This is a genomic window from Streptomyces sp. NPDC055749 (assembly GCF_053617235.1).
On sequence record NZ_JBSHFH010000026.1, the window covers coordinates 58,515 to 76,123 of the forward strand.

Consider the following 17,609-nt stretch of genomic DNA (forward strand, 5'->3'; position numbering starts at 1 on the left):
GCCCGATCTTGGTGAGCAGGCGGTAACTCCCCCGCAACGGACGGGCAATGGCCTCGACTCCACCGCGCCCTAATTTCTGTCGGGCGACAGAAACCATCGGAGGTCAGCCATGGCGACAGCGACGACATACGGGGCCCGGGACCACGCCCGCGCCCAGCACGGCACCCGGACCGAGGCCATGCCCGTGGTCCCCGCGGGCGACTGGCCCGCGGTGCTTCCCGGCACACCGGTCTGGGCCGAGACCGTCGCGGGCGGCAACTACACCCACCGCGTCCTCGCCCGCGGTACGGAACTGCGGCTCACCGACCTCGCGGGCGACGCCTGCGCACACCTGCTCCTCTTCGTCGACGGGCGCCCCTGGGAACGGCTCAACACCGCCGACACGGTCAAGGTGCAGTGGAACGCCTACCTGGGCGCCGGCCGGCTGCTCCTCTCCGACCAGGGACGCGTGCTCGCCTCGGTGACCGCCGACTCCTCGGGCCGCCACGACGCGCTGTGCGGCACCTCGTCGCTGCGGCGCAACACCGCGCGGTACGGCGACGGGACGCCGCAGTCGGACTCCCCCGCCGGACGGGAGCTCCTGAAGCTCGCCGCCGCCAAGCACGGCCTGGAGCCGCGCGATCTGCCGCCCTCGCTCTCCTTCTTCCAGGGCGTGGAGGTACGGGAGGACGGCGCCCTGGACTTCACCGGCTCGGCCGGACCCGGTACGGCGGTGACCCTCCGCGCGGAGCAGGACCTGACCGTACTGATCGCGAACGTGCCCCACCCGCTGGACCCGCGCCCCGCCTACACCAGCACCCCGCTGGAGGTGCTGGCCTGGCGGGCCCGGCCCACGGAGCCGGGCGACCCCCTCTGGGACGCCACCCCGGAGGGCCACCGGGCCTTCCTGAACACCCTCGACTTCCTCACCGCCAGGGGGCTCGCATGACCACCGTCCGTTCCACGACCGTCATTCCGGCCCGCGCCGCCTGGTCCTCGGTCGTCCGCGCCGGCGAGGCGCTCACCCTCACCGACCTCCACGGCAACCAGGCCGTCGACTTCCTCGTGTACGACGCCCACGACACGGCCGTCCGCTACAGCGCCCCGGACACGATCCACGCCCAGGGCGGCATCTTCCTCACGACCGGCAGCGTCCTCATGTCCGGTGAGCACACCCCGCTGATGACGGTCACCGAGGACACCTGCGGACGCCACGACACGCTCGGCGGCGCCTGTTCCAAGGAGTCCAACACCCTGCGCTACGGCCACCACACCTGGTCGCAGCACGCCTGCGTGGACAACTTCCTGGCGGAGGGCGCCCGGCACGGCCTCGGCAAGCGCGACCTCGTGTCCAACATCAACTGGTACATGAACGTGCCGGTGGAGAAGGACGGCACGCTCGGCATCGTGGACGGCCTCTCGGCCCCCGGGCTGAAGGTCACCCTGCGCGCCGAGACGGACGTCCTGGTCCTGGTCTCCAACTGCCCGCAGATCAACAACCCGTGCAACGGCTTCGAGCCCACAGCGGTCGAGGCCACCATCACCGGCGGGGCGGCCCGATGACCACCTTCGACACCCTGCTGGTCGCCAATCGCGGCGAGATCGCGGTCCGCATCATCCGCACCGCCCGGCGCCTCGGCCTGCGTACCGTCGCCGTCTACTCCGACGCCGACCGCGCCGCACCCCACGTACGCCTCGCCGACGAGGCCGTACGCCTGGGTCCCGCGCCCGCCAAGGAGTCGTACCTCGACGCCGATCTGGTGCTCAAGGCCGCCAAGGACACCGGGGCCGGAGCCATCCACCCCGGCTACGGATTCCTCTCCGAGGACGCGGAGTTCGCCCGGCGCTGCGAGGACGCGGGCATCGTCTTCGTCGGCCCGACCGCCGCGCAGCTGGAACTGTTCGGTGCCAAGCACACCGCTCGCGCCGCCGCCCAGGAAGCGGGTGTTCCGCTCGCCCCCGGGACGGGTCTGCTGTCCGGTCCCGAGCCGGCACTCGCCGCGGCGGAGACCATCGGCTACCCGGTGATGCTCAAGGCGACCGGAGGCGGTGGCGGTATCGGTATGTCGGCATGCCGGTCCGCCGCCGAACTGACCGACGCCTGGGAGCGGGTACAGCGCGTGGCGGCGGCCTCCTTCTCCTCCGCCGGCGTCTTCCTGGAGCGGCTCGTCGAGCACGCCCGCCATGTCGAGGTCCAGGTCTTCGGAGACGGGCAGGGCAGGGTCGTCACCTTCGGCGACCGCGACTGCTCCCTCCAGCGCCGCAACCAGAAGGTCCTGGAGGAGGCCCCGGCCCCCGGCCTCCCCGACCACATCCGCACTCAACTCGCCGCCTCCGCCCGCGAGCTGTGCGCCTCGGTCGGCTACCGCTCGGCCGGCACGGTGGAGTTCGTGTACGACGCCACACGCGAGGAGGCGTACTTCCTGGAGGTCAACACCCGCCTCCAGGTGGAGCACCCGGTCACCGAGGAGATCTTCGGCGTCGACCTCGTCGAGTGGATGCTGCGGCTGGCCCAGGGCGACACGGATGTCGTACGGGAGCCGGGCGCCCAGCGCGGCCATGCCGTCGAGGCACGCGTCTACGCCGAGGACCCCTCCCGTGACCACCGGCCCGGCGCGGGTCTGCTGACCCGGGTCGCGTTCCCCGATGGCGGTGGCGTACGTGTGGACACCTGGGTCGAGACGGGTACGGAGGTGACGACGTCGTACGACCCGATGCTGGCCAAGGTCATCGTGCACGGCGACGACCGCGCCGATGCGCTCGCCCGCCTCGACTCCGCGCTCGCGGCGACCCGGATCGACGGCATCGAGACGAATCTGGGCCTGGTCAGGGCCGCACTCGCCGACGACCGGGTCCGGGCCGCCACCCACTCCACGGCCACGCTCGCCACGGTCACCGACCCGACGCCGCGGATCGAGGTGGTGTCCGGCGGCACCCTCACAACGGTGCAGGACTGGCCGGGCCGCACCGGCTACTGGCAGGTCGGCGTACCGCCGTCGGGCCCGATGGACGACCTCTCCTTCCGGCTCGGCAACACGGCCCTCGGCAACGAAGCGGGCGCGCCCGGCCTCGAATGCACCCTCCAGGGCCCCACCCTGCGCTTCACCCACCCGACGACGGTCTGCGTCACCGGCGCCCCCGCCCCGGTGACGGTCGACGGTGAGCCGGTGGCGCAGTGGGAGCCGCTGACCGTCCCGGCGGGCGCCACTCTCGCCATCGGCACACCTGCCGAGCACGGCCTGCGTACGTACGTCCTGTTCGCGGGCGGCGGCCTGAACGTGCCTGATTTCCTGGGCAGTTCGGCGACCTTCACCCTCGGCGGCTTCGGTGGTCACGGCGGCCGGGCCCTGCGCACGGGCGACGTCCTGCACGGCGGCACTGCGGACCGCACCGGCACTCCCGTCGCGCCCGCCGACCGCCCGTGCATCGGCTCCGCGTGGCGGATCGGCGCGGCCGAAGGCCCGCACGCCGCACCGGAGTTCTTCACCGAGCAGGACATCCTCGACTTCTACGCCGCCGACTGGAAGGTCCACTTCAACTCAGCCAGGACCGGCGTCCGGCTGATCGGCCCCAAGCCGCGCTGGGCCCGCACCGACGGCGGCGAGGCGGGCCTCCACCCCTCCAACATCCACGACACCCCGTATTCGGTGGGCGCCGTCGACTACACGGGCGACATGCCGGTCCTGCTCGGCCCCGACGGCCCGTCGCTCGGCGGCTTCGTCTGCCCGGCCACGGTGGTGACGGGCGAGCGCTGGAAGCTGGGCCAGCTGCGCCCTGGCGACACGGTCCGCTTCGCACCGGTGACCGTCACGGGCGCGCCCCGCCCCGAGATCGTCGACGGCGGCATCCTCTTCCAGGACGCCACCCGCACGTACCGCCGCAGCGGCGACGACAACGTCCTGGTCGAGTACGGCCCGATGCAGCTGGACCTCGCCCTGCGCATGCGGGTCCACGCGCTCATGGAGGCGCTGACGGCGAAGTCCGTTCCCGGCATCACCGGCCTCACCCCCGGTATCCGCTCCCTCCAGATCCAGACGGACCCGAAGGTCCTGTCCCAGGACCATCTTCTGGACCTGCTGCACCGAGTCGAGGCGGCCCTTCCGCCCACCGACGCCCTGGTGGTCCCTTCCCGCACCGTGCATCTCCCGCTGTCCTGGGACGATCCGGCGACCCGCGAGGCCATCGCCCGCTACATGGCGGGCGTCAGGGACGACGCGCCCTGGTGCCCGTGGAACATCGAGTTCATCCGCCGGGTCAACGGCCTGGACACGGTCGACGACGTGTACCGCACGGTCTTCGACGCGGAGTATCTGGTGCTCGGCCTCGGCGACGTGTACCTGGGCGCACCGGTCGCGACCCCCCTGGACCCACGCCACCGGCTCGTCACCACCAAGTACAACCCGGCCCGCACCTGGACCGCCGAGAACTCGGTGGGCATCGGCGGCGCCTACCTCTGCGTCTACGGGATGGAGGGCCCGGGCGGCTACCAGTTCGTGGGCCGTACGACGCAGGTGTGGTCGGGCTGGCAGCAGCGCGGTGCCTTCGAGGCGGGCTCTCCGTGGCTGCTGCGGTTCTTCGACCGCATCAAGTGGTATCCGGTCGAGGCCGACGAACTGCTGGAGCTGCGCGCGGACATCATCTCCGGCCGTTTCGTACCGAAGATCGAGGAGGGCGAGTTCTCGCTTGCGGAGTACGAGGCGTTCCTCGCCGGGAACGCCGCGTCGATCGCCGCGTTCCGCGCCACGCAGAGCACGGCGTTCTCGGCCGAGCGGTCGGCCTGGGAAGCGGCGGGCGAATTCACCCGCGCCGATGCGGCGTCCGAACCGGCACCCCCACCGGCCGAAGTGACCGTGCCCCCCGGCAGCCACCTGCTGGAGGCCGAATTCGCCGCATCCGTATGGCAGCTGAACGTGGCTCAAGGAGACACGGTGACGGCGGGGCAGCCGCTCCTGGCCCTGGAGGCGATGAAGATGGAATCCCGCGTGCACGCCCCGGCGGCGGGCACGGTCACCCGGATCCTCACCCGGCCGGGCGCCCAGGTCGAGCCCGGCACCCCACTCCTCATCCTCACGCCCTGACACACCCCTCCCCCGGAAGGAGCACGATGCACCACGCCACACTCAGCCGCGTCCGCACGGCGTACGCCCGCATCGAGGCGGTGGACCGCCCCGAGATCTGGATCGGTCTGCGCCCGCTCGCCGACGTGGAGGCGGAAGCCGTCACGATCGACGCCCTTCTGGCCACCGGCGAACAACTTCCCCTCGCCGGGCGGCTCCTGGCGGTGAAGGGCAACATCGACGTGGCCGGCCTGCCGACCACCGCGGGCTGCCCGTCCTACGCCTACGAGCCCACCGTCGACGCTCCCGCCGTGGCGCGGCTGCGCGCCGCCGGAGCACTGGTGATCGGCACGACGAACCTCGACCAGTTCGCCACCGGCCTGGTCGGGACCCGCTCCCCGTACGGCGCGGTCCGCAGCGCCCACGATCCCGACCGGATCAGCGGCGGCTCCAGCTCCGGTTCGGCGGTGGCGGTCGCCCTCGGCATCGCGGACCTCGCGCTCGGCACGGACACGGCGGGCTCGGGCCGTGTCCCCGCCGCGTTCAACGGCATCGTCGGCCTGAAGCCGACCCCCGGCCTGGTCCCCACCGACGGCGTGGTCCCCGCCTGCGCGAGCCTGGACTGCGTGACCGTCTTCGCCCGTACGCTCTCTGAGGCCGAACAGGCCCTGGCGCTGATGGCCACCCCCGTCCCCCGCCTCATCCCCGCCCCCGCCCGAACACCGGGCCCTTGGCGCATCGCCGTCCCGCCCACCGCTCAGCTCGGCGACCTGGCCCCCGGCTGGGCGGAGGCGTACGAGGCTGCGGCCGACCGGCTACGGGCAGCGGGCGCGACCCTCCAACCCCTGGACCTGGCCCCGTTCCTGGAAGCCGCCGCCATGCTCTACGAGGGGGCATTCGTCGCCGAGCGCTACACCGCGGTGGGCGCGTTCATCGACCGCACGCCGACAGCCCCCGACCTCGACCCCACGGTGGCGGGCATCATCACAGCGGCCCGCGACATCCCGGCCCACCGCCTCTTCGCCGACCAGGCGAAACTGGCACGCCTCCGGACCGCCGCCACGGCCGCCTTCTCCGACGCGGACGCGCTCCTGCTCCCCACCACGACCACCCATCCGACGATCGCCGAGGTGTCCGCCGACCCCCTGGGCACGAACGCCGCACTGGGCCGCTTCACCAACTCCACCAACCTGTTCGGCCAGTGCGCGGTGGCCGTACCGTCCGGCGAGGTCGACGGCCTCCCCTTCGGCGTGATGCTGATCGGCCCTGCCCACACCGACGAACGCCTGGCCCGCCTGGCCGCACTCCTCACCCCACGGGTCCGCCTGGCAGTGGTCGGCGCACACCTGACGGGCGAACCCCTCAACCCCCAACTGCTCGCCCTCGGGGCCCGCTTGATCCGCACAACAACAACAGCCCCGCTCTACCGCCTGCACGCCCTGCCCACCACCCCGCCCAAGCCGGGCCTGGAGTACGTGGGCGAGGGCGGCTCCCCCATCGAAACGGAACTCTGGGAACTCCCAGCCGAGGGCCTGGGCCACCTGACGGCCGCGCTCCCCCACCCCATGACCCTGGGCTGCGTGGACCTGACGGACGGCACATCGGCGGCAGGCTTCCTGTGCGAGCCGTACGCGGTGCGGGAAGCGAAGGACATCACGTCGTACGGGGGCTGGCGCGCGTATCGTGCGCATTGACCGCCAGCGCACTTCAGCCCGCCAGACCGCGATCCCCCAGCCGTCCGGCGTTTGAGGACCGGGGTCCGGGGCAGAGCCCCGGTTTCGGGAAGGGGCGGGTAGGGGAACAGGCCCGCCGCAGGCGCCCCCGCCCCGCACCCTTCCCCTCTCACCCCACCGAGCTGTAAGCCACCACACCCCGCAACACCGCATCAACGGCCTTGTGCGCGTTCTTGGCCACCGACGTCCCACCCTCACGCGGCGCCGCAGCAGCAATCTGCCCCAGCACATCGATCACCTGCTTGCACCACCGCACGAAATCGCCCGCAGGCATCCCCGCCTCGCCCAGCACCTCGTCCAACGTCCGCCCGGAGGCCCACATATAGACCGCCCAGGCGAACCCGAGGTCAGGTTCACGCTGTCCGACCCCCTCCGCCTGATTGATCTTGAAGTCTTCCTCCAGGGCGTCGAGACGGCCCCAGATCCGGACCATCTCGGCCATCGCCGTCTTCGCCGGCCCACTCGGCAGCTTCGGGGCCACCGCGTCGTCCGCCTGCCGCGACTCGTACACCAACGCCGATACGCACGCCGCGAGTTCGGCCGGGTTCAGCCCTTCCCAGACGCCGTCCCGCAGGCACTCGCTGGCGAGCAGATCGAGCTCACCGTAGAGGCGGGCCAGCCTGCGGCCGTTCGGCGTGACCTCGTTGCCCCGCAGATAGTCCAGCTCGGTGAGGAGCGCCACGATCCGGTCGAAGGTCCGGGCGATCGTGTTCGTCCGCCCCTCGATCCGGTTCTCCAACTGCTTCGTGTCACGCTGCAGCCGGTGATACCGCTCCGCCCACCGCGCATGGTCCTCACGCTCGTCGCACCCATGACAAGGGTGCGCGCGCAGTGCCGTCCGCAGCCGGGCGATCTCGCGGTCGTCGGCAGCGGCGGCCCGCTCCTTGCGGTGCCGGTCGGGCACCAGATGCCCGGCCTTCGTGCGCAGCGCGGACGCCAGATCGCGCCGGGACTGGGGCGAGCGCGGGTTGAACGACTTCGGCACCCGCATCCGGTCCAGTGCCTCCACCGGCACCGGAAAGTCGATCGAGGCCAGCCGCTTGACCTGCCGTTCGGCGGTCAGCACCAGCGGCCGGGGCCCGTCGTGGTACTCCAGCCCCCGGTGCCCGTTGGCCCGCCCGGCGGGCAGCCCCGGATCGAGGACGAGTGCCAGCCCGGCGAACTTGCCGGTCGGCACATGAATCACGTCGCCCGGCTTCAGCTTCTCCAGGGACGATGCCGCGGCGACCCGCCGCTGTGCCGCACCCTGCTTGGCCAGTTCCGTCTCGCGGTCCTTGAGGTCGCGCCGCATTCGCGCGTACTCCTCGAAGTCACCGAGGTGGCACGTCATGCCCTCCCGATAACCCTCCAGGCCCTCCTCGTTGCGCTGGACCTGCCGGGAGATCCCGACGACCGACCGGTCGGCCTGGAACTGCGCGAACGAGGTCTCCAGCAGCTCACGCGACCGGTGCCGCCCGAACTGGTGCACAAGGTTCACAGCCATGTTGTACGAGGGCCGGAAGCTGGACCGGAGCGGATACGTACGCGTACCCGCGAGCCCGGCGAGGCCGCCCGGGTCCATGCCGCGCTGCCACAGCACCACCGCATGACCCTCGACGTCGATCCCGCGCCGCCCGGCCCGGCCGGTCAGCTGCGTGTACTCACCGGGGGTGATGTCGGCGTGCTGCTCGCCGTTCCACTTGACCAGCTTCTCCAGGATCACCGAACGCGCCGGCATGTTGATCCCCAGCGCCAGCGTCTCCGTCGCGAAGACCGCCTTGACGAGCCCGCGTACGAACAGCTCCTCGACGACCTCCTTGAACGTCGGCAGCATGCCCGCGTGGTGCGCGGCGATGCCCCGCTCCAGCCCTTCGATCCATTCGTAGTAGCCGAGGACATGAAGGTCCTCACCCGGGATGGAAGCGGTCCGCTCCTCGACGATCTCCCGGACCAGCCGGCGCTTGTTCTCGTCGTTCAGCCGCAGCCCGGCCTGCATGCACTGCTGCACGGCGGCCTCGCAGCCCGCCCGGCTGAAGATGAAGGTGATGGCCGGAAGTAGCCCCTCGTGGTCCAGCCGGTCGATGACCTCGGGCCTCGACGGGGTCCAGATCCGGCTGCGCTGACGCCGCTCGCGCTCCCGGTCCGCCTCGCGCACCATCTTGCCGCGGCGCCGGTCGCGGGGGTTGTACCCCGACTGGTTCTCCAAGCGCGCGAGCCGGACGAGGTCCGGGTTGACCTCGCGTCGGCCCGTGCCCCGGCCGCCGTGATCGGTCTCCTCCTCGAAGAGGTCGTACATCCGGCGCCCGGCCAGCACGTGCTGCCAGAGCGGCACGGGGCGGTGCTCGGAGACGATCACCTCGGTGTCGCCGCGGACGGTGTCCAGCCAGTCACCGAACTCCTCGGCGTTGGACACGGTCGCCGAGAGGGACACCAGAGTCACGGACTCCGGCAGATGGATGATCACTTCCTCCCACACCGCGCCGCGGAAGCGGTCGGAGAGGTAGTGCACCTCGTCCATCACGACATAGCCGAGGCCGGTCAGGGACTGCGAGCCCGCGTACAGCATGTTCCGCAGGACCTCGGTGGTCATGACGACCACGGGTGCCTCGGAATTGACGCTGTTGTCGCCGGTCAGCAGGCCGACCTTGTCCGCCCCGTAGCGCCGGACGAGGTCGGCGAACTTCTGGTTGGACAGCGCCTTGATCGGGGTGGTGTAGAAGCACTTGCGGCCCTGCTGGAGCGCGAGATGCACGGCGAACTCGCCGACGATCGTCTTGCCCGAACCGGTGGGCGCCGCGACCAGCACCCCCTTGCCCGCCTCCAGGGCTTCGCACGCCTCGACCTGATAGGGGTCGAGACCGAATTCGTACATCTCGCGGAAGGGCCCGAGGGCCGTGGCCTGCTCGGCCGCACGAACGCGAGAAGCCTGGTATCGCTCAGCTGGTGAGAGGTCCTCTGTCATCTTGATACGAGCCTACCCGCCACCTCTGACAGTCAGGCGATCTTTATTTCACCGGGCAGAGAACCCTCACCGCGCCGGGCACACAGGTCGCCGTGAGCGGCAGTGCGCCCATCGGTTCACCGTCCGCGTAGGCGGTGACACCCGCCGCCACCAGCTCGATCGAGGAGACCCGGTGCACGGTGACCTTGGGATGGCTGAGGTGCGTTCCCTTGTACACCCTGGGAAACACCTTCAGCAGGGTGGCCCGGCTGCAGTCCCCGACCACGGTCACGTCGAACAGCCCGTCGTCCATGACCGCGTCCGCGCAGATCCGCATGCCACCGCCGTACGTGGACCCGTTGCCGACCGCGATGAGCGTCGCCTCGATCTCCCGCACGTCGCCCCCGTCCAGCCGCATGCGGTACGGGATCGGCTTGAACGCCGCCAGTTCGGCGAGGATCGCCAGGTCGTACTTGAACCGGCCGCCGACCCACCGCATCCGGTTGCCCCGGTCGTTCACCCGTGAGTCGAAGCCTGAGGCGAGCACGGACCCGAACCACCGCTCGCCGACCCGCCCGAGGTCGATGTCCCGGACGTGGTTCTCCTTGAGCGCCCGCGCCGCGAGCCGCCCCGCGGCGGCCGGGTCGCGAATCGGCAGCCCGAGCGCCCGCGCGAAGTCGTTCCCGGTACCGACGGCGACGACGCCGAGCGGAGTCGTGGTCCCGGCGACGGCCTGAAGGGCGAGGGACACCATCCCGTCCCCGCCGACGGCGATGACGGCCCCGGTTCCCGCAGCCACGGCCTCGCGCGCCCGGCACAGTGCGTCGTCGGCGTCCTCACCGAGGACCGTACGGACGGAGAATCCGGCGTCCCGCAACGCGGAAGCGGCCGGCTGCGCGGCATGCGCGCCCCGGCCGCGTCCTGCGGTGGGATTGACGAAAAGGGTGATCTCGCTGGTCACCCGCCGGACCTTACAAGGTCAGGTGATGTCGTCGTAACCGTTGAGCCGCTGCGACCGCGCACCGTCCGTCTCCCCGGTGGCCTGCTCCGGCAACGGGGTACGGGAGGCGGACACCACTTCGGGAGTGAGGTCAAGCTTCGACGCCTCGTCGTCGTCGAGCTCGGCGTCGGGGTTGTTCCGGCGCTTGCGCTTGTCGTTGAGGAGGGAGAAGCCGGTCGCGATGAAGTAAAGGACGGCCAGCGGTCCCGCGAGGAGCAGCATGGACAGCGGTTCACCACCGGGGGTGGCGATGGCAGCGAAACCGGTGAGGCCGATGATCATTCCCCGCCACCAGCCGAGCATCCGCTTGCCGGAGACGATGCCCGTCATGTTCAACGCGATGAGGAGAAGGGGAAGCTCGAAGGCCAGACCGAAGACGATCACCATGCGGGTGAGAAGGTCCAGGTAGCTGTCGAGCCCGATCTGGTTCTGAACGTCGCTCGGGGTGAAACCGAGCATGATCTCGGCAGTCTGCGGCAGGATCGAGTACGCCAGGTATCCACCGGCGAGGAACAGCGGTGCCCCGATGACCGCGAAGCCGTAGGCGTACCGCTTCTCACCCTTGTGCAACCCGGGGGCCACGAAGGCCCACAGCTGGTACAGCCAGACCGGGGCGGCCAGCAGCACACCCGACATCAGGGCGACCTTCAGCGCGTTGGTGAAGGGGCCCATCAGGGTGTCGGTCTTGAGCAGCGCGCACGGATTGCCGTTCTTGGCAACGACCACCGCACCTTCACAGCCCACCGAGCTGATGAGGGGTCGCAGCAGGAAGTCGTAAATCTCCTTCTGGAAGAACGCAGCCACGATCGTCACCGCGACAATCGCCAGTACGGCCTTCAGCAGCCGGTTACGCAGCTCACGCAGGTGATCGAGGAGGGGCATGCGCCCCTCTTCGTCCTTCTCCTGCTTGCGGGCAGACTTGAGCAACCCACTTCCCTCGTCTCGTGCGGCAGCTGTCGGTGGAGCCCGTCAGCTGTCAGCTCTGGGTGGTGGGCTTGGCCTCGCTGACCGGGCGGGAGCTGGTGACATCTCCGGGAGCGGCCTGAATGGTGCGCGCGGGGGTCGCCGCCTGCGGAGTCTGGTCCGCGACGGTCTCCGTCGTGGGCGCCGCGGGATCCGCGTCGTCCTTCTTCATCGCCTTGGCCTCGCTCTTGAGGATGCGAGCGGACTTGCCGAGCGAACGCGCCATGTCAGGAAGCTTCTTGGCACCGAAGAGAAGCAGGATGACAGCGATGATCAGAACGATCTCGAGGGGCTTCAGATTGCCGATCATGTGCGACTTCCTTCTCACTGAGGCGACTGGAGGCTGGGCTCGCTACCCGTTCGATCGGACATAGGTCCGATCTGTGCGCTGGGAGCGATCGTATCCCGCAGGGGTAAACGTGAGGCAATGCCCGTGCATACTCCCTGTTGCGACCCGCACCTCCCTGCCTGGGCCGACACCAGCAGCGTACCCTCCGAACTTCCGAAACAGGAGGCCGCGCCCGTTCTATCGCAGGGCCTCACCGGTCGCGGCGAGACCGTCTGCCGCACGTTCGAGATCCTCTGCCGCGCGATTGATCCGCTGCGTGGTGGCGGAGACCTGGCGGCCCAGCCGCTGGGCCTCGATGAAGACCTTGACGGCCAGTACGCCGAGAACGGCGATCCCCAGAAACCCCAGGGCGATGGCGAGCATGGGCCAGAACATGCGGCGGTGCCTCGATGTCGTCGTGTTCTACAGGGCGGTATGGAGGCGCAGCGTACGCACCCCTCCACCGGTGAGGAGTTCGATGATGCGCTCCCCCGCGGGCTTACGGACGGCGGTGCCGCACTCGGGGCAGGTGAACGAGTAGAACGTGGTGCGGCTGCTGGCGCCGATCGCGAGACGCAGTGCGCCCGCCGCGAGCTCGAAGCGCTCGCGGCAGTCGGGGCAGGCGGCCCTGAACCGGACGGCGGCGGGCACCGGTACCGGGACCGGCGCGGTGACCGGCCCGGTCGCCACATTCGACAGCACGGACATCTGCTCCATTTTCTCTCCGCCCGCCGCTCAGGCCACGTCTTCGTACGCGGCGAGGGCGTCCCGGGCGGCCTCGCGGGCACTCCGTGCGAGCTCCGGCGGTGACACGATGCGCCCTTCCCCGCCGAGTCGCAGTGCGAGCCGGCGCAACGAGGCCGGGTCGGGGGTGCGCAGCACGATCCGCAGACCACCGTCGGCAAGCTCGTCCGCGCTGTCGTGCGGGTAGTACTCGGCGACCCACCGGCCGCCGGGCCCCACCTCGATCACGACCTCCGGGTCCTCGGCCGCCGGCTGCACAAGGCCCTCCGAGAGGTCCCGCAGTTCCAGCTCCGGCGGGGCGGCCGGGGCGTCCAGGAGGCGGATCTCGGCGACCCGGTCCAGCCGGAACGTACGCCGGGCCTCGGAGAGCCTGCACCACCCCTCCATGTACGTGTGGCCTACGGCGAACAGCCGGATCGGGTCCACCTCGCGCTCGGTGAGCTCGTCGCGGGCCGGGGAGTAGTAGCGCAGCCAGAGCCGCCGCCGCTCGGAGATCGCCCGGTCCACATCGGCGAAGACCCCGCCCTCGGCCTCGAAGGTGACCGAGAGCCGCGAGCTGGCGGCACCCACCTCACCGGCCGCGGTCTCCAGCTTTGCCGTAGCGCGGACCAGCGCGAGCCGGTCGCTCTCGCGCAGCCCCGGCAGGGTGGCCACGGCGCGCGCCGCGACCAGCAGGGCGGTGGCCTCGTCCGAGGCGAGGCGCAGGGGCTCGGCGACGTCGTCCGGGTTGTGCCACCAGATCCGGTCGCCGTCGGTGTCGATGTCGAGGAGGTCCCCGCCCCGGAAGCTCGTCCCGCACATGGGGAGCACGTCCAGGTCGGAGATCAGCTCGTCCTCGGTGATACCGAAGGCCCTGGCGACGTCCTGGACGTGGGCGCCGGGGCGCTCACGCAGATAGGTCACCAGGGAGAGCATCCGGCGGGTCTGGTCGATCGCGTTCGTGGCCATGAGCTACGGGTCCCCCTCAGTCCTTGGCCACGGCGCGCAGCCGGTCCACCACATCGGCCCGCAGATCGGCGGGTTCCGTCACGACGACGTCCGGTCCGAATTCGACGAGCCAGGCATCGAGCCCGTGTCCGTACGGAATCTCCAACTCGTCCCAGCCGTTCCCGAGTTCCCGGACCGATATCGCCCGGGAGCGCAGCGGATAGCCGGAGCCGGCCCGCAGCCTGATCATCGCGGTCCTGGTGGCGGTCTCGCCCGCCCAGCTCTCCACGGTCTCCCGTACGGTCACCACGTCCGGCACCTGGGCGGTGAACGCCCCGGCGCGCGAGCGGACCCGGCCGGTGATCCGGGAGAGCCGGAAGACCCGCTCGGCACCGCGGTCACGGTCCCAGCCGGCCAGATACCAGTGGCCGCGCCAGCACTCCAGGGTCCAGGGCTCGACCTGGCGCTGCTCGTGGCGGGCGGCGTTGCCCTTGCGGTAGTCGAAGGTGACCGGGCGGCGGTCACGGCAGGCGAGCATCAGCGGCTCGAACGCGGCCTCATGAACCGGAATACGGGGTTCGAGGGCGCTGTGCACCTCATAGGCGTCCTCGGCCTCCGGCATGCCCGCGGCCCGCAGCTTCTGCAGGGCGCCGCTGGCCGCTCCGGCGAGGCGGGCCTGCTGCCACACCTTGGCTGCCAGGCCGAGGGCCGCGGCCTCCTCGGCGTCCAGGGTGATGGGAGGCAGCCGGTTGCTGTCACGCCGGGCGAGATAGCCCGTCTCGGCGTCCAGGTTCTCCACGGTCTCGATGACCAGACCGAGTTCGCGCAGATCGTCCTTGTCGCGCTCGAACATCCGGTTGAAGGAGTCGTCGGTACCCGCTTCCAGATACGCCTCGATGGACTCGCGGAGCTCGCGCTTGCTGAGCGGGCGCCGGGTACCCAGCAGGCACAGCGCCAGGTTCATCAATCGCTCGGCCTTGGCAATCGCCATCGACGCCCTTTCTCTACGTGCTCTCCGACCCTCGACCGTACCGCCCCGGGGTGTCCGGACAAAAGCGAGGGCCCGTGCCTCACGGCACGGGCCCTCGATCACGCACGACTGTGGATCAGACGCCCATCAGGTCGCAGACGAAGATCAGCGTCTCGCCCGGGGCGATGGCGCCGCCGCCGGCGCCGCGGTCACCGTACGCGAGGTGCGCGGGGATGATCAGCTGGCGACGGCCGCCGACCTTCATGCCCTGCACGCCCTGGTCCCAGCCCGCGATGACCTGACCGGCACCGAGCTGGAACTTGAGCGGAGTCCCGCGGTTCCACGAAGCGTCGAACTCCTCGCCGGTGGAGTAGGCCACGCCCACGTAGTGGACGGAGACGGTCTGGCCGGCCTGGGCCACCGCGCCCTCGCCCTCCCAGATGTCCTTGATCTCCAGGTCGACCGGCGGCTCGCCACCCGGGAAGTCGATCTCGGGCTTCTCGATGCTCACTGAATTGCTCCTCTAAATGATGAACTGGGCAACCGGGACAGTCTTACATCTTCGCCAGGATGTCGACTGCGAACACCAGCGTCGAATTGGCGGGGATGCTCTGCTGCGCCTTGTCACCGAACGCCTGGTCCGGCGGGATGACGAGCAGCACGCGGCTGCCGACCTTCTTGTCGATCAGACCGTCCTTGAGCCCATTGAGCATGATCTGGGCCAGCGGGAAGGTCTGCGTCTTGCCCTGGTCGTAGGTGCTGTCGAACTTCTTGCCGCCCTTCCACAGCAGACCCACGTAGTTCACGACGACGCTGTCGGTCTCCTTGATGACCTCGCCGTCCGACTCCAGGATGTAGTTGGAGACGAGCTTCTTGGGCGGGTCGCTCTTGGGGACCGTGACGGTCGGCGCCTTGCCGTCGGTCTTGGTGCCCACCTTCGGCAGATCGATGTTGTCCTGCGCGACCTCGGAGCCCTTGGCGGAGGCCGGGATCTGCGTCGCCTTCAGGATGTCGATGACGAAGACGAGGGTGGAGTTGGGCTTGATGTCGCCCTGGCCCTGCGCGCCGTAACCGAGCTCCGGCGGGATGACCAGCTCGACGCGGCTGCCGACCTTCTGACCGACCAGGCCCTTGTCCCAGCCCTGGATGACCATGCCCGCACCGAGCGTCAGATCGAACGGCTGCTTGCGGTCGAAGCTGTTGTCGAACGGCTTGGTGGAGTCCCACGACTGTCCGAGGTAGTTGACCTGGATCGCGTCGCCGTTCTTGAGCTTCGCGCCGTCACCCTCACTGATGACCTCGGTCTGCAGCTCCTTGGGCGGGTCGCCCTCGCCCTTCGCGAGAGTGGGCTTCTCGCCGAACTTCGCGCCTGCGGTGATCGCGGGCATTCCGTTCTTGGACGAGGCGGAATCGGAGCCCTTTTCGTCGCCACAGGCCGCTGTCGACAGCAGCAGGAGGGGGACGACCAGAAGGCCGGCAAGTCGGCGCACAAGTTCCTCAGATCTCAGACGGCACGTTTGGTTGAGTCCCCGACACTCTAGGGCGTACACAGGGCCCCGTACGAGGAACGTACGGGGCCCTGTCGTCACCATGAATGCCCGGGTGTCCTGCGCCCGGTCACATACCCGCGATCAGTTTCTCCACGCGGTCGTCCACGGACCGGAAGGGGTCCTTGCACAACACAGTGCGCTGCGCCTGGTCGTTGAGCTTGAGGTGGACCCAGTCGACGGTGAAGTCCCGTCGCTGCTCCTGGGCCCTGCGGATGAAGTCCCCGCGCAGCCGCGCCCTGGTGGTCTGCGGGGGCACGGACTTGCCCTCGAAGATCTTCAGGTCGTTGCAGATGCGGGCCACCTGCCCCTTGCGTTCGAGCAGGTAGTAGAGGCCTCGGCGGCGGTGGATGTCGTGGTAGGCGAGGTCTATCTGAGCGACCCGCGGATTCGACATGGTCATGTTGTGCTTGGCCCGGTACCGCTCGATGAGCTTGTACTTCATCACCCAGTCGATCTCGGTGCCGATCCGGTCGAGGTCCTCGGCCTCGATCGCGTCGAGGGTGCGGCCCCACAGTTCGAGTACCTGGTCGACGGTGCCGGTGCGGATGCCCCGGCGCTCGACGAAGTCGACCGCCTTCTCGTAGTACTCGCGCTGCACCTCGATGGCCGAGGCCTCACGGCCGCTGGCCAGGCGCACCTTGCGCTGTCCGGTGATGTCGTGGCTGACCTCGCGGATCGCCCGGATCGGGTTCTCCAGGGTCAGGTCGCGCATCACGGTGCCCGCTTCGATCATGCGGAGCACCAGGTCGGTCGCGCCGACCTTGAGCAGCATGGTCGTCTCGGACATGTTGGAGTCGCCGACGATGACGTGGAGGCGGCGGTACCGCTCGGCGTCGGCGTGCGGTTCGTCCCTGGTGTTGATGATCGGCCGCGAGCGGGTCGTCGCGGAACTGACACCCTCCCAGATGTGCTCGGCACGCTGGCTCACGCAGTAGACCGCCCCGCGCGGAGTCTGCAGCACCTTGCCGGCACCACAGATCAACTGCCTGGTGACGAGGAACGGAATGAGGATGTCCGCGAGCCGGGAGAATTCTCCGTGCCGGGCCACGAGGTAGTTCTCGTGGCACCCGTAGGAGTTTCCCGCAGAGTCGGTGTTGTTCTTGAAGAGATAGACGTCGCCCGCGATTCCCTCCTCGTGCAGGCGGCGTTCGGCGTCGACGAGCAGGCCTTCGAGAATGCGCTCGCCTGCCTTGTCGTGCGTGACCAGCTCGGTCACGTTGTCGCATTCGGGGGTTGCATATTCCGGATGCGATCCCACGTCGAGGTAGAGGCGGGCGCCGTTCCGCAGGAAGACATTGCTGCTGCGGCCCCATGACACAACACGGCGGAAGAGGTAGCGCGCCACTTCGTCAGGTGACAGCCGGCGCTGTCCCCTGAACGTGCACGTGACGCCGTACTCGTTCTCCAGCCCGAAAATGCGGCGGTCCATGACTGAACA

General features: G+C 69.9%; 15 protein-coding genes. 4 read left to right on the forward strand and 11 right to left on the reverse strand.

Translation table 11 applies throughout. The features are described from left to right. Positions 1-109 precede the first annotated feature (109 nt). The 4 genes from ACWGO0_RS20645 to atzF are packed head-to-tail and all read left to right on the forward strand — an operon-like array spanning position 110 to position 6,730. Complete coding sequence (locus tag ACWGO0_RS20645) at positions 110-928, forward strand: urea amidolyase associated protein UAAP1 (protein WP_453536680.1); 819 nt, start codon at positions 110-112, stop codon at positions 926-928. Continuing rightward, positions 925-1,542: an urea amidolyase associated protein UAAP2 gene (locus ACWGO0_RS20650; RefSeq protein ID WP_453536683.1), complete on the forward strand. Its 618-nt coding sequence runs from the start codon at positions 925-927 to the stop codon at positions 1,540-1,542. Before ACWGO0_RS20645 ends, ACWGO0_RS20650 begins: the two co-directional genes overlap by 4 nt. Next, positions 1,539-5,057 (forward strand): 5-oxoprolinase/urea amidolyase family protein, encoded by a 3,519-nt coding sequence (locus ACWGO0_RS20655; protein ID WP_453536686.1) that lies wholly within the window; start codon positions 1,539-1,541, stop codon positions 5,055-5,057. Before ACWGO0_RS20650 ends, ACWGO0_RS20655 begins: the two co-directional genes overlap by 4 nt. A gap of 26 nt (positions 5,058-5,083) precedes the next feature. Beyond that, the gene (atzF, locus tag ACWGO0_RS20660; RefSeq protein ID WP_453536688.1) at positions 5,084-6,730 is read left to right on the forward strand and encodes an allophanate hydrolase; all 1,647 of its coding nucleotides are present in this window, start codon (positions 5,084-5,086) and stop codon (positions 6,728-6,730) included. Between the two features lie 148 nt (positions 6,731-6,878). Here atzF and ACWGO0_RS20665 read toward each other — a convergent pair whose 3' ends face one another. From ACWGO0_RS20665 to pafA, 11 genes are all read right to left on the reverse strand, one after another. After that, positions 6,879-9,710, reverse strand: coding sequence for a DEAD/DEAH box helicase (locus ACWGO0_RS20665; RefSeq protein ID WP_453536691.1), 2,832 nt, complete (start codon positions 9,708-9,710; stop codon positions 6,879-6,881). Positions 9,711-9,753: 43 nt separating this feature from the next. Next, positions 9,754-10,650, reverse strand: a complete 897-nt coding sequence (locus ACWGO0_RS20670) for a diacylglycerol kinase (protein ID WP_453536694.1) — start codon at positions 10,648-10,650, stop codon at positions 9,754-9,756. An 18-nt stretch (positions 10,651-10,668) separates the two neighbouring features. Then, on the reverse strand, positions 10,669-11,616 hold the full coding sequence (gene tatC / locus ACWGO0_RS20675) for a twin-arginine translocase subunit TatC (RefSeq protein ID WP_453536697.1): 948 nt from the start codon (positions 11,614-11,616) through the stop codon (positions 10,669-10,671). Positions 11,617-11,665: 49 nt separating this feature from the next. Next, positions 11,666-11,962 (reverse strand): Sec-independent protein translocase subunit TatA, encoded by a 297-nt coding sequence (gene tatA / locus ACWGO0_RS20680; RefSeq protein ID WP_453536700.1) that lies wholly within the window; start codon positions 11,960-11,962, stop codon positions 11,666-11,668. A gap of 216 nt (positions 11,963-12,178) precedes the next feature. Then, a complete protein-coding gene (locus ACWGO0_RS20685; RefSeq protein ID WP_453536703.1) occupies positions 12,179-12,376 on the reverse strand; it encodes a hypothetical protein in 198 nt (65 codons plus the stop codon). Positions 12,377-12,403: 27 nt separating this feature from the next. Continuing rightward, the gene (locus ACWGO0_RS20690; protein ID WP_453536705.1) at positions 12,404-12,697 is read right to left on the reverse strand and encodes a hypothetical protein; all 294 of its coding nucleotides are present in this window, start codon (positions 12,695-12,697) and stop codon (positions 12,404-12,406) included. An 18-nt stretch (positions 12,698-12,715) separates the two neighbouring features. Beyond that, positions 12,716-13,672, reverse strand: a complete 957-nt coding sequence (locus ACWGO0_RS20695) for a helix-turn-helix transcriptional regulator (protein WP_453536708.1) — start codon at positions 13,670-13,672, stop codon at positions 12,716-12,718. Positions 13,673-13,688: 16 nt separating this feature from the next. Further along, on the reverse strand, positions 13,689-14,642 hold the full coding sequence (locus ACWGO0_RS20700; protein WP_453536711.1) for a helix-turn-helix transcriptional regulator: 954 nt from the start codon (positions 14,640-14,642) through the stop codon (positions 13,689-13,691). Between the two features lie 115 nt (positions 14,643-14,757). Then, positions 14,758-15,132 carry an FKBP-type peptidyl-prolyl cis-trans isomerase gene (locus ACWGO0_RS20705; RefSeq protein WP_453536714.1) on the reverse strand — a complete coding sequence of 125 codons (375 nt, stop codon included), beginning with the start codon at positions 15,130-15,132 and terminating at the stop codon, positions 14,758-14,760. A gap of 43 nt (positions 15,133-15,175) precedes the next feature. Continuing rightward, the gene (locus ACWGO0_RS20710; protein ID WP_453536717.1) at positions 15,176-16,111 is read right to left on the reverse strand and encodes an FKBP-type peptidyl-prolyl cis-trans isomerase; all 936 of its coding nucleotides are present in this window, start codon (positions 16,109-16,111) and stop codon (positions 15,176-15,178) included. A 127-nt stretch (positions 16,112-16,238) separates the two neighbouring features. Continuing rightward, a complete protein-coding gene (pafA, locus tag ACWGO0_RS20715) occupies positions 16,239-17,600 on the reverse strand; it encodes a Pup--protein ligase (protein WP_185301781.1) in 1,362 nt (453 codons plus the stop codon). Positions 17,601-17,609: the final 9 nt, after the last annotated feature.

Coding starts and splice junctions, on each gene's coding strand:
- ACWGO0_RS20645 (WP_453536680.1), top strand. CDS start 110: ATGGCGACAGCGACGACATACGGGGCCCGGGACCACGCCCGCGCCCAG.
- ACWGO0_RS20650 (WP_453536683.1), top strand. CDS start 925: ATGACCACCGTCCGTTCCACGACCGTCATTCCGGCCCGCGCCGCCTGG.
- ACWGO0_RS20655 (WP_453536686.1), top strand. CDS start 1,539: ATGACCACCTTCGACACCCTGCTGGTCGCCAATCGCGGCGAGATCGCG.
- atzF (WP_453536688.1), top strand. CDS start 5,084: ATGCACCACGCCACACTCAGCCGCGTCCGCACGGCGTACGCCCGCATC.
- ACWGO0_RS20665 (WP_453536691.1), bottom strand. CDS start 9,710: ATGACAGAGGACCTCTCACCAGCTGAGCGATACCAGGCTTCTCGCGTT.
- tatA (WP_453536700.1), bottom strand. CDS start 11,962: ATGATCGGCAATCTGAAGCCCCTCGAGATCGTTCTGATCATCGCTGTC.
- ACWGO0_RS20685 (WP_453536703.1), bottom strand. CDS start 12,376: ATGTTCTGGCCCATGCTCGCCATCGCCCTGGGGTTTCTGGGGATCGCC.
- ACWGO0_RS20690 (WP_453536705.1), bottom strand. CDS start 12,697: ATGGAGCAGATGTCCGTGCTGTCGAATGTGGCGACCGGGCCGGTCACC.
- ACWGO0_RS20695 (WP_453536708.1), bottom strand. CDS start 13,672: ATGGCCACGAACGCGATCGACCAGACCCGCCGGATGCTCTCCCTGGTG.
- ACWGO0_RS20700 (WP_453536711.1), bottom strand. CDS start 14,642: ATGGCGATTGCCAAGGCCGAGCGATTGATGAACCTGGCGCTGTGCCTG.
- pafA (WP_185301781.1), bottom strand. CDS start 17,600: ATGGACCGCCGCATTTTCGGGCTGGAGAACGAGTACGGCGTCACGTGC.